Annotated in this window: 9 protein-coding genes and 1 pseudogene; 4 read left to right on the top strand and 6 right to left on the bottom strand. The window is 47.1% G+C overall.

All coding sequences use genetic code 11. The annotated features are described in order from the left end of the window. The 4 genes from IEX62_RS09770 to IEX62_RS09755 form a co-directional block, all read right to left on the bottom strand. Positions 1-717, bottom strand: coding sequence for a response regulator transcription factor (locus IEX62_RS09770; protein ID WP_188775273.1), 717 nt, complete (start codon positions 715-717; stop codon positions 1-3). Positions 718-943: 226 nt separating this feature from the next. Further along, entirely contained in the window at positions 944-1,666 is a 723-nt protein-coding gene (locus IEX62_RS09765; RefSeq protein ID WP_188775272.1) for a pseudouridine synthase, read from the bottom strand. 249 nt (positions 1,667-1,915) lie between these two features. Next, positions 1,916-2,521: a hypothetical protein gene (locus IEX62_RS09760; RefSeq protein WP_188775271.1), complete on the bottom strand. Its 606-nt coding sequence runs from the start codon at positions 2,519-2,521 to the stop codon at positions 1,916-1,918. 359 nt (positions 2,522-2,880) lie between these two features. After that, on the bottom strand, positions 2,881-5,496 hold the full coding sequence (locus IEX62_RS09755; RefSeq protein ID WP_229685707.1) for a beta-mannosidase: 2,616 nt from the start codon (positions 5,494-5,496) through the stop codon (positions 2,881-2,883). A 166-nt stretch (positions 5,497-5,662) separates the two neighbouring features. Between IEX62_RS09755 and IEX62_RS09750 the strand changes: the two genes are divergently transcribed. The 4 genes from IEX62_RS09750 to IEX62_RS09735 all read left to right on the top strand — a co-directional run bounded on the left by IEX62_RS09750 (position 5,663) and on the right by IEX62_RS09735 (position 9,909). Beyond that, entirely contained in the window at positions 5,663-6,613 is a 951-nt protein-coding gene (locus tag IEX62_RS09750; RefSeq protein WP_188775270.1) for an iron-hydroxamate ABC transporter substrate-binding protein, read from the top strand. A 94-nt stretch (positions 6,614-6,707) separates the two neighbouring features. Beyond that, positions 6,708-7,724, top strand: coding sequence for a FecCD family ABC transporter permease (locus IEX62_RS09745; protein ID WP_188775269.1), 1,017 nt, complete (start codon positions 6,708-6,710; stop codon positions 7,722-7,724). Continuing rightward, complete coding sequence (locus tag IEX62_RS09740; protein WP_188775268.1) at positions 7,721-8,731, top strand: FecCD family ABC transporter permease; 1,011 nt, start codon at positions 7,721-7,723, stop codon at positions 8,729-8,731. The genes IEX62_RS09745 and IEX62_RS09740 overlap by 4 nt, the downstream gene beginning before the upstream one ends. Before the next feature lie 281 nt (positions 8,732-9,012). Further along, positions 9,013-9,909 carry an AraC family transcriptional regulator gene (locus tag IEX62_RS09735; protein WP_188775267.1) on the top strand — a complete coding sequence of 299 codons (897 nt, stop codon included), beginning with the start codon at positions 9,013-9,015 and terminating at the stop codon, positions 9,907-9,909. A 690-nt stretch (positions 9,910-10,599) separates the two neighbouring features. Here IEX62_RS09735 and scpB read toward each other — a convergent pair. Both scpB and IEX62_RS09725 read right to left on the bottom strand, forming a co-directional pair. Beyond that, positions 10,600-11,196: pseudogene (scpB, locus tag IEX62_RS09730) on the bottom strand (SMC-Scp complex subunit ScpB); the annotation flags it as partial. Continuing rightward, a complete protein-coding gene (locus IEX62_RS09725; RefSeq protein ID WP_188775265.1) occupies positions 11,165-11,956 on the bottom strand; it encodes a segregation and condensation protein A in 792 nt (263 codons plus the stop codon). The gene IEX62_RS09725 and the pseudogene scpB, both read right to left, overlap by 32 nt. Positions 11,957-12,104: the final 148 nt, after the last annotated feature.

Here is a 12,104-nt window from a genome sequence, read left to right as displayed (position 1 = left end):
TTACTTCGGTACCTCTAGCTTGTAGCCTACACCCCAGACAGTAGTAATCATCGCGGCTGACTCAGGAGAGACTTTATTCAATTTTTCACGTAAACGCTTAACGTGCGTATCGACTGTACGCAGGTCGCCGAAGAACTCATAGTTCCATACATCCTTGAGCAATTCCTCACGCGAAAACACTTTATCCGGCGAGGTTGCCAGGAAGTGCAGCAGCTCATATTCCTTCGGTGTTAAGCTAATCTCATGCCCACTTGCCATGACACGATGTGCATCATGCTCAATGATCAGATTCGGAAAGACGATGTTATTGCTCGAATTGCTGTCCTGAGACAGATACGCAGTCGCTGATGAACGGCGCATAATCGCCTTCACCCGGTAAATGACTTCGCGCGGACTGAATGGCTTGACTACATAGTCATCCGCACCCACTTCAAAGCCCTGTACACGGTTGACCTCTTCACCCTTCGCAGTCAGCATCAGCACAGGTGTCGATTTGGACTGGCGCAGACGATTACATACTTCAATACCATCGATGCCTGGTAGCATCAGATCCAGCATAATTAGACCGTAGTCGTCGGCAAGCGCTTTACGCAGCGCCGTTTCGCCATCCTCAGCCTCTTCAATTTCATAGCCTTCTTTTTCCAGATACATGCGCAGCAGACGGCGAATACGCTCTTCGTCATCTACTACGAGAATACGATTCATTGGTTCACTCATTACCTGAGGCCTCCTAGCTGTGCGACGAAATATCCGGTCGATGCCGGATGAATTGTCTTTAATAAATGTAAGTCGTATAACAGAAGCGGAATGCTATGCGATCCTCACTCCAAAAGGATAGATCCACATCGCTATGTAGCCGTTCCATTATACGTAAAACAGGAAGTAAGCCAACTTGAAGCAGAATGATAATACAAGTTGGCTTACTCTACTGCCTTATTGCAGGTTATTGCTTAATTCCTTTGTGCAGCTGATCGATTTCTTCCTTTGTTAGCGGGCGATAAATACCGCGCTTCAAATTGCCAATAAGCAGCTCACCAAAGGAAATACGTTTCAGTCTAATAACCTTATGTGATAGTGCGTCAAACATCCGGCGAATCTGACGGTTCTTACCCTCGTAGATCGTTACACGAATGGTCGCCTGCTTCTTATCGGTATCCACGTCATAATAGTCCGCTTCGGCTGGCTTGGTCATACCATCTTCCAGCTGAATCCCGCGGCGGAATTTCTCCAGCGCTTCACCATGTGGTACACCTTCGACTGTAACGAGATACGTCTTCGGTACATGGTGCCTTGGGTGCGTCAGCTTATTCGCCAGTTCCCCATCATTGGTCAAAATGAGCAATCCTTCAGAGTCATAATCAAGACGTCCGACTGGATATACACGTTCTTTGACGCCCTTCATGTAATCCTGTACTATTTTACGACCTTCTGGATCGGAAGCACTCGTAATGACACCTTTTGGCTTGTTCAGCATATAATATACTTTTTTCTCAGCTGCGATGGATCTGCCGTTCACTGTGATCTCATCCACTGTCGGATCAGCCTTTGTTCCAAGCTCGGTCACCACTTCACCATTAACGGTTACTTTACCAGCAAGGATTAACTCCTCACTTTTACGGCGTGAAGCAATCCCAGCCTGAGCCAATATTTTTTGCAATCGTTCCATAATAGTTAATTCACCTCACACTAATGATACTCATACGCGAACAAAATCACAAGACAGGATGTAAATTAGCTGCAATGTCTTTCCAATCGTTTACATAAAAGTACCGTTTCGATTGTTTTTTGTAGAGAGAATGAGGATATGGCTATAAAAACACCCTGTAGATTTTTCTCCAAGTTAAAAGAGAATCTACAGGGTGAAAAGACAGCTTACAGGCTATTTTTATTACGTGCTAGCACAAATGTTTATCGATTAGGAAGGGTTGTTGATCGAGCCATATACATTGCCTACGATACGTGCAGGGAACGCGGGATTCTCGTAAAGATACAATACATAGTCGTAAGGATCGTTTACAAGCTTTTGAATCGTCTGATCCGTCGCTTCGTGCTGTAATGGAATACTCATATCTACCGTATAGATATTTTCTGAATCACCACTTAGCTTAGCACCAGCTGGCTCCGCAGATTGAGCTGAAGTGAACGAAGAACGCCATTTTTCAGGTGCTTCCAAACGAAAATAATAAGGATGCTGTCCGCTTCGGATAAATGTTATTGCATCTAACCCTAACTTGTACTCTATATGATACGTCATGGCTTGTGTTTGTTTGTCATATGCAAGCTCAAAATTTTTGATGATCAAGTCGGAGTTCTGCTTAAATTGGTCGCCTGTTAAAAAGTCAGCTGGCTCAGAAGCTTGAAATTGCTTGTCAGATCTATCTTCTTTATGGTTATTGTTCATTGCTTGAGCAGAAATCGTTGTTGAAACTGCTGTAGACTGTGAATGCACGCAGCCAGATAATAGCGACCACGTAATGAATAAAAGGATAGCAGGAATGATTTTAGTTATTGTAGTATACATAGCTTCCTTTCTAGCATGTTTTGTTGCGATGGATCATGCTTTGGGCGTTCTGTATGTATTTCATTTCTTCCTGTCATTATATAACACTGGGAATTCGATACAATATGTAGCTTGGATCATTTTACTGGTTATTCGGTAGCTTATCATTATGGAGAGTAGTGAGGTTCTTTCGATCAGAAGATTGCTTCAATCTATCTTTTAAAATTAGTAAAATCCGCTCCCTGTATATACAGAGAGCGGACTTTTGCTGTTATCAACATCTGCTACATACCTGCAAACGCATATTTTCCTACTATATAGTAGAAGACAGTATGGGCAGAGAGCTGTGGCATCTTGCGGTACAGGTACTACCTATACCATTAAAGCTCAATATAATCCGCCATCGAGGTCACCTTTAAACCTTCGACGACAGCTGGCGTGAAGCGTGCAGCGCTCAAGCCATGCTGTGGTTGCGTAGCATCAGCATCCTTCTGTGTTACAGCAGCCAGCTGATTGAAATAAACGGTATGCGTCTGTCCTGGCAGCAGGTCGAAATAGTTATCGCTGAATTCGCCTGTATTGTCTGCGGATAGCCATACTTGACGTGCCAGCTTGTCGGTTGTCAGCTTGATCACGCTAACTGCATTTTCCGTCGTTTCTGTTACGGTAATCTGAGGCTGGCTCAGTGCAACTTCTTTTGCAGGCACGAAGTAGTTCAGCTTGCTATCGATGACCTCGCCTTCATGCTCCAGCTCGACCAGCAATACCGCTTGATGTGGATCAACACCATCCAGCAAATGCTGCTTGGACAGGGACATCTGCTTCACACAATCATTACCTGCCAGATGGAACGATTGCGGGATTTCTTTGTACAATTCGCCATCCAGACCGAGTACCTTCACGCGTAAGGTCAAGGCAGCAGGCGAAAGTACATCCGAGATCGTATAGATATGGAAGTTCTCACCGTCTGTACTGTCGACCGAAACAGCAATATCACGGAAGCTACGTTTCGCATAATAATGCAGGGCTTTCCAGCGACCATAGTAGTCCATCCCTGCCCATGAAGCGACCGGCCAGCAATCGTTCATTTGCCAGTACAGCGTTCCCATGCAATATGGCTTGTTGCGACGATGGGCTTCGATTGCCATTTGCATCGCTTCGGCTTGCAGCACCTGGCTCATATATAGGAAGGACGGAAAGTCCTTTGGCTGTGGCAGATATTTATCCATGTATTCCTTGATCAGACGGTTACCCGCCCCATTTTTCTGGTGGCGCAGCATGACTTCGGATTCTAGCTCCAGATCAGATTCCTCTGCATACGTACGTACCGAGCGATATTCCGGGAAGGACTGGAAGCCATATTCGCTCATAAAGCGACCGACATACGAGTTATAATTTTCAAAGGGCTCACTACCATGCCATACGCCCCAATAGTGAATATCTCCGGTATCGGTTAAGGCGCGTGTATGCTGATCAGCATCGCCTGTCAGATCAACGAGTGGTGAGGACGGCCAGTATTCTGCGCCTGGTGCCTCTGCTTCGACAACCTCGGGCAATAGCTCATGGAAAATAGCTTCGTAATCTGCCCAGATTTTGTTGCGCTGCTCCTCGGTGTAATCCTTTTTCCACCCCCAGCCGCCATTTTCGATATAATGCGCCCATGCGGAATCGATCTCATTGTTTCCGCACCAGAGCACGATCGACGGGTGATTGCGCAGACGACGAATATTATCCTCTGCTTCTGCCTGTACGCTATCGAGGAACTCCTCATCCCCCGGATACATACTGCATGCAAACATAAAGTCCTGCCATACGAGAATACCGTACTCATCGCACAGCTCGTAGAACTCATCATTTTCATAAATGCCGCCGCCCCATACGCGTAGCATATTCATATTGGCATCGGCTGCCGAGACAATCTCATGCAAATAACGCTCGCGTGTTACACGCGTCAAGAAGCTATCATTTGGAATGTGATTAGCACCTTTAGCAAATACAGGGACACCATTTAGCTCAAAATAAAACGATGTGCCAGGCATATCCTCATGCTGCTCACGTACAAGTCGAACCGAGCGCAGTCCAGTACGCACCTCGTGTGTAGCCAGTGGCTGACGACTCGCTTCATCTAATACCTCGGTTGTGAAGGTATACAAATGCGCTTCACCCAGACCACGTGACCACCACAGACGCGGCTGATCTACAGTGAGCGGCAGCTCAATCACATCTGTGCCTTCCTGTAGCGTCACCTTGCGCTCCCAATTCTCCCCATCAGTCTGGATATGTATATTCGCCTCACGTTCACGCTCCGAATATACCTGGATGACCGCAGTTAACTCTGCTACTTCGGCTGTTACTTGATCCTGACGAATAAATACACTTTCGATCCGTACATCTGACCATGCCACCAGCTCTGCCTCACGCCAGATTCCACTTGTCACAAAACGTGGCCCCCAGTCCCAGCCATAATGATATGGCGCTTTGCGGGCAAAGATGCTCACGCGCTTATCCCCTAGCTCTCCAACATCAGACTGATCATTGCTGGCAGGCAACGGATAACCCAATGCTTCCAGCTTCGGCAGATCCTCCTGAATTGGCGAGCGGAATACGATGCGAAGCGTGTTCTCACCTGACTTCGCATACGCTTTCACATCTGCTCGCCATGTACGAAACATATTGTCTGCGGAGAGCACCAGCTGACCATTTAAGTATACATCTGCGTACGTATCCAATCCGTGAAACACCAGCTCCACATGGGAATGACGAAGCGCAGCTTGCTCAATCGTTACCGTCGTTATGTATTCCCAATCCTGCTTATCGATCCACTGAACATCCTTCTCGTTCGTTCCATAAAATGGATCGGGAATTTTACGGTGTGCAAGTAGATCGGTATGTACCGTTCCAGGTACAGTTGCGGGTAACCACTCTTTATCGTTCGTTGCTTTAAAACTCCAGTCTGTAAGGGCTTGTCGGTAGGGCATCAATTGCAAATCGGTCATGGTGAGATCATCCTTTCCAATTGGCTAAAATGTTATGCATACACCTTACTACGACTGCACGCAAGAAGCAAATGGAGGGTTGACAAATTATAGCTCGGAACGTAAAGTTTTATTATTGTGTTTGATAATGATTATCAATTTCAACAAAGAAAAAGGGGATTAGGAAATGAGAAAATGGTTTTTGCCTTTGATGGTTGTACTCGTATTGATGCTCGCGGCATGTGGTAATGCACAGAGCAATGCAGGAACGGAAACGAACGGTTCAGGCAGCCCGTCTGGTGAAGCGACAACGACTGAAGCCTCGACGATTACATATCAATCCGAAAATGGTCCGGTTGAAGTGCCTGCCCATCCACAACGTGTAGTGGTATTGGACGGCTCTGCGGGTACGCTCGCTAAGTTAGGCGTACCCATCGTAGGTGCAGACACCTGGACGATGTCCAATCCGAATATGAAGCCTTATCTGGGCAATGCCAAAGAAGTATCGGCTGACAATCTGGAGCAAATTATTGAACTAAAACCGGATCTGATTATCGCCACCAGCACGACTAAAAACATCGACAAATTGAAACAACTGGCTCCACTCGTTTCGTTTACGTACAACAAGGTTGACTATCTGACTCAGATTGAGGAAACGGCTAAAGTGGTAAACAAAGCCGAAGAAGGCGCGGCCTGGGTGAAGGACTTTAAAGAACGTGCTGCTAAAGCAGGCGAAGAAATTAAAGCCAAAATCGGTGCTGATGCTACCGTATCCGTATTTGAAGTGTATGGTAAAGAAATGTATACCTTCGGCGATGCATGGGGACGCGGTACGGAGATCCTTTACCAGGCAATGGGTCTGAACATGCCGGAAAAAGTAAAAGAAATGACGAAGAAGGATGGGTACTACACCCTATCTGCTGAAGTGTTGCCGGATTATATGGGTGATTATGTATTCTTCAGCAAATATCCAGATTCAGATACATCATTTGAAAGCACTGATACATTTAAAAATATTCCAGCTGTAAAAAATAATCATCTGTATGAAGCGGACGGACGTGGGTTTACATTTAATGATGCAACGACGCTGGACTTCCAGATGGAGCTGATCAAAAAAGACCTGCTTGGTCAATCCTGATCGTACGAATAGTAAACTGCACATTGCAACACACAAAAAGGAACGCGGCGATGCGTTCCTTTTTTCCAAATTCAGTGAAGGAAATGATGGATCGATGAAAACTCCTGCGTTAAATAAGCGTTTGCGGTATTTTCCATTGCAGCTCTTGCTCAGTCTGGTGCTGTTTGTGATTGTTTTTGTAGTAGCGATCCTGCTAGGCGCGAAAAGCATCTCCCTTGCAGATATTCGGGATGCGATCTTTAGCCCTCATTTGAGCGGTGGCGACATTTCGATTATTCGTGAAATTCGCTTACCACGTGAAGTAGCTGGTGTGCTGGTTGGTTCTGCACTGGCCGTAGCGGGTGCGATTATGCAAGGTCTCACTCGCAATCCACTCGCTGATCCCGGGTTACTCGGATTAACGGCTGGTGCCAGTGCAGCGCTTGCGTTTGTATTTGCGATCTTCCCGGCAGCAGGCTATATCGGTACGATGATTGCTTGCTTTATCGGTGCAGCGCTCGGTGTCCTGCTCGTCTTCGGCATTGCCGCACTGCGTAAACGCAATATGTCGCCACTACGGATGGTGCTGGCAGGTGCTGCGGTGTCCGCGCTACTCAGCGCAATTGCAGATGGCATCAGCCTGAAATTCAAGGTTGCCAAAAGTGTATCGATGTGGACATCCGGGGGTCTGGCTGGCACAACATGGACACAGGTTCAAGCACTGGCACCGATCATCATCATTTGTCTGATCACCGCGGTTATGCTGTCCAGACAGCTTACGATTTTGAGCCTGAGTGAAAGTACGGCTGTAGGGCTTGGATTGAAAACGATGCCGATCAAAATTGCATTGTTCGTGCTAATTACCCTGCTTGCAGGCTCAGGCGTTGCGCTTGTGGGCAATCTGGCATTTATCGGGCTGATGGTGCCGCATATTGTGCGGATGTTCGCTGGAACCGATTACCGTACGATTTTACCGTTATCCGCTATTATTGGAGCTGCCTTTATGGTATTCGCAGATATGCTTGCCCGGACGATTCATGCTCCCTTTGAGACACCGGTTGCGGCAATCCTTTCGATTATGGGCTTACCGTTCTTCCTGCTCATCGTACGCAAAGGAGTGCAATCGTTATGATCAAAGCTGTACAAACCTTTCGCCGTCAGCAAATAGTTATGCTGGCTCTAACTCTACTCACCATCGCGACACTCATCCTATCGCTTGGTCTTGGCTCCTCATCCATATCTTTTGATCGGATCATTCCGACGCTTCTTGGACAGGGAAGCTTTATGGATCAATTCGTTATTTTCTCCATCCGTCTGCCTCGTATGCTGATCACATTACTGGCAGGGATGGCGCTTGCCCTGTCTGGTGCTGTGCTACAAGGGATTACACGTAATGAACTCGCTGATCCCGGTATTGTGGGCATCAACTCGGGCGCTGGTGTGGGGATTACGATCTTCTTTTTGTTTGCTCCACTGGAGGTTGGAAACTTTGCTTATATGATTCCGATCGTTGCTTTCCTGTCGGCGCTGGTGACTGCGATTATCATTTACTTCTTCTCTTACAGTCGTGCCGAGGGCTTACAGCCGATGAAGCTGATTATTACTGGTGTAGGCTTCTCACTCGCCCTGTCCGGTGTGATGGTGGTACTCATCGCCTCCGTCGATCAGGTGAAAGTCGACTTTATCGCTCGCTGGCTTGCTGGTAATGTGTGGGGTACGGATTGGCCGTTTATTATCGCATTATTACCATGGCTCATCATCCTGATTCCGTTTGTCCTGTATAAATGCCGTTCACTTAATCTGCTCGCACTCAATGAGGAGACTGCGGTGGGTGCAGGCGTACCGATTCAACGGGATCGTCTATTACTCATGTTAGCTGCTGTAGCGCTCGCTGCATCCGCAGTATCTGTCACAGGCGGCATCGCCTTTGTCGGACTGATGGCACCGCATATCGCACGCGCGCTGGTTGGACCGAAGCATCAGCTATTCGTTCCCGTTTCGATCCTGATCGGTGGTTGGCTTCTCTTGCTCGCCGACACGATCGGTCGTAATCTAACGGAACCGGACGGCTTACCTGCCGGTGTTGTGGTTGCTTTTATCGGTGCGCCGTACTTTTTGTATTTGCTATTGAAAAAGTAGGCAGATGAGTAAGTAAGGAATAGATGTGACTCAACCACAAAGATGGGCGCGCATGCTGTACTCTATTATCCGGTTCTTTAAACTGTCAATAAATCGAATATAACTCTCAAAAGGCTTTGTCTATATTACCTCCATAGACAGAGCCTTTTGGCTGTCATCGCACCTTTGTCTACGATTACAATCTCGATCGTATCTATAACCCCAATCATTCGCAAAAATGGACAAGCTCATCCGAATTCATTTTGCTACAATAGCTTTACCGATCGGGAGGGAACGAATCTATGAATCATATGGAATGCATTCAATCGACTATCGATTATATCGAGCAGCATCTCAAAGAACCGATGCGAGCCGAAGAACTTGCTGGTCAGGCAGGCTTCTCGCTGTATCATTTTTACAAAGTATTTCAGTCACAGACCGGCTTACCTGTTATGGAATATATTCGGCGCAGACGGCTAGCGTATGCCGCAGCAGATATGGCAAGCACACGTACATTGCTGGATATCGCGCTCGATTATGGCTTTGAAACGCATGCAGGCTTCACCAAGGCATTTCGCAAGACATACGGCTTGTCTCCGGAGCAATATCGTATGCACGCTACTGGCTATGTTCCCGAAAAGGTAGACCTTGCGAAGCTCGCCAACTACCAACTAATCGGAGGAATGATGATGCGACCTACCTTTGTAATCAAACCGGAATTTAAGCTGGCAGGCTATGCTCTCGAAACACGTGTGAATGGTGAAAATATGACTGATATCCCTGCTTTCTGGCAACGCTATATGGCTGAAAATTGGGAGCACACGCTGCATGAGGTGATTCAGCCTGTCAGTCATACTGAATATGGCGCATGTATTATGAATGAAGAGCATTCAGAGCATTTTCGCTATGTGATCGGGGTGGAGGTAGAGAATTTTGATCGTGTACCCGATGGCTTGTTTACGACGACCGTGCCTGCCTCTACTTATGCTGTTTTTACTACTCCACCTGCTCATCGCGCAGATGGCGGCTTTGTACGTGCGATTCAGGGTACGACGAGTTATATTTTCAATGAATGGTTCCCTAGCTCTGGTTATGCCTATGCACAGGGTGGAGTAGATTTTGAGGTATACGATCAGCGCTGCTACGGCAACGAGAATCTGGTGATGGACATTTATATTCCGGTGGAGAAAAAGGAGTAGTGACGGACTAAGCGGGCGATAAACGAATGATAGGTATCGGATGCATGCTTTGCCTGTATACCAATGATCCGCATCGTTATTTTAAACGGCTCTATGTAATATGCACAGATCGTAGCCATGCTTGATCTCAATGAACTAGCGTGGATGTTCATTAGCAATACGGATTACGATATAATCTGCAATGATACGTATGTTTACCCGTAGCTCTATCTATTGTCTAGCTTTATCTATTATCTGGGATGGCTCCATTCTCCCCATTAACAATGCACATAACAAAAACAGGTCCCTCACCTTGTCGTGAATGGACCTGTTTTTAATTTAGCTTAGTATATACAGTTTGAGCCTGTCACCTTAGCATTACGTTGCATGTCGATGCTTTACACAGTCACACAGTCACACAGTCACACAGTCACACAGTCAAAAGTTGATTATGCAAAAACATCGAAACGAATAGCAATCATGCAATTTATCTTTTACAGGCTTATGTTTCGCAAGGAATCGATCTTACTCCGATCCTTTATCATCTCTACGATTTTCATTCGGGGCAGGGTCAGCGATATCCTCTTCACGAGCTGCACCTTCATCACTATGCCCATGCTCTGCTATGTCGCGAAGCGATTCTGGCAGCTCGAAACCCTGCACCCCCGCTTCCTCCACCGCTTCGAGCAATTCCTCGCCCAGCTCGGCAAGCTCGGGTAGATCCTCTCCATATGTCTGTTCCTCCAGACGGTTGAACAGAAGCTGGGTCTCTTCTTCCAGATCACCCTCGGTCTCAAACTGAGATGCATCGGGCAGCTCACGTAAGCCGCTCAAGCCAAAATAATTCAGGAATGACTTGGTCGTACCATACAAAATCGGACGTCCAATCGCTTCCGCACGTCCAACCTCCTGAATCAGATCCTTGTTCACGAGTGTATAGAGGGCACGGTCACTTTTGACACCACGAATCTCCTCAATCTCCACGCGTGTAATCGGCTGGCGATAGGCGATGATCGATAAGGTCTCCAATGCTGCCTGAGACAAGGAGGAGCGGCTTGGCGAGTCTGCCAGCCGCTTATAATATACTGCATGTGCAGGTAAGGTCGATAGCTGATAGCAGCCAGCGATATGAATGATCTGAATGCCACGACGTGCCTTTTTCAAATCTGCCTGTAGCTCGTCGATGGCAATCTGCACGACATCGACAGGCTGCTCGGTCACCTCGGCGATCTGCCGTACATTCAGCCCTTCCTCTCCTGCGAGAAATAACATGCCTTCAATAACTGCTTTCAACTTCTGGGACTTCATTAAGGCTTACTTCTCCTCTCCACTCCATCACAATGTCGTCAAACAGACGACTCTGGTAACAGCAAATCTGCCGCATTTTCATCATTTCAAGCACTGCTAGAAAGGTCACTACGATCTCCTGGCGCACAGTCTCACTTTCAAGCAGCTTGGAAAAGAGCAATTGCTCGCCCCGCTCCAGCCGTTGGAAACGATCCACCACCTGCCGAATGCGATCCTTTACGGAAATCTCATCACGCTGTATCCGGGTCACGCGCACACGTCTTGTCGCCCGGCGAAGCGCCTTCTGAAAGGCTTCCACCAGATCCATCGTATGTAAGCCTTCGACCGGATTGTAATTCACTCGAGCGACAAAGGGCGTCATATCCTCCGGTTCCTTTGTAAAAATCAGGCTACGCTCCTCTTCGCGCTCACGCAAATGACCCGCGATGCCTTTATACTTCCGGTATTCCTCCAGCTTGCGCACAAGCTCCGCACGAGGGTCCATATCGTCATCTTCAATATAATCAAAATCGTCGATCTCCATTACCGGTGGCTTAGGAAGCAGCATTTTGCTCTTGATAGAGAGCAGAGTTGCCGCCATCACCAGAAACTCACTGGTAACTTCAAGCTCAAGCTCCTTCATACTATGAAGATAATCCAGATACTGTTCCGTGATTTCACTAATCGGGATGTTCTGGATGTCAATTTCCGATTCGTCAATTAAGTGAAGCAGCAGATCGAGCGGCCCTTCGAACGTAGCGAGTTTGTATAGTACAGTCACAGGCACACTCCCTTGATTCAATATCGGTCGGTATCATGCTTGGTTATCGTATAAGGCATACGCATAACTAACATATCACACCAACCTTATTTTATCCTTAATGTGAAGACATGACTATACATATTCAGCAAAAAGAGGCCTAATCCTC

Origin of the sequence: Paenibacillus hunanensis (assembly GCF_014645615.1) — a bacterium.
In the GTDB taxonomy this organism is placed as follows: Bacteria; Bacillota; Bacilli; order Paenibacillales; family Paenibacillaceae; genus Saccharibacillus; species Saccharibacillus hunanensis.
Note: the sequence above shows the minus strand (reverse complement) of the source record. Positions and strands in the feature narration are given on the sequence as shown.

Excerpts from the sequence above, each read along its gene's own strand:
- IEX62_RS09770 (WP_188775273.1), bottom strand. The coding sequence starts at position 717 with ATGAGTGAACCAATGAATCGTATTCTCGTAGTAGATGACGAAGAGCGT.
- IEX62_RS09765 (WP_188775272.1), bottom strand. The coding sequence starts at position 1,666 with ATGGAACGATTGCAAAAAATATTGGCTCAGGCTGGGATTGCTTCACGC.
- IEX62_RS09760 (WP_188775271.1), bottom strand. The coding sequence starts at position 2,521 with ATGTATACTACAATAACTAAAATCATTCCTGCTATCCTTTTATTCATT.
- IEX62_RS09755 (WP_229685707.1), bottom strand. The coding sequence starts at position 5,496 with ATGACCGATTTGCAATTGATGCCCTACCGACAAGCCCTTACAGACTGG.
- IEX62_RS09750 (WP_188775270.1), top strand. The coding sequence starts at position 5,663 with ATGAGAAAATGGTTTTTGCCTTTGATGGTTGTACTCGTATTGATGCTC.
- IEX62_RS09745 (WP_188775269.1), top strand. The coding sequence starts at position 6,708 with ATGAAAACTCCTGCGTTAAATAAGCGTTTGCGGTATTTTCCATTGCAG.
- IEX62_RS09740 (WP_188775268.1), top strand. The coding sequence starts at position 7,721 with ATGATCAAAGCTGTACAAACCTTTCGCCGTCAGCAAATAGTTATGCTG.
- IEX62_RS09735 (WP_188775267.1), top strand. The coding sequence starts at position 9,013 with ATGAATCATATGGAATGCATTCAATCGACTATCGATTATATCGAGCAG.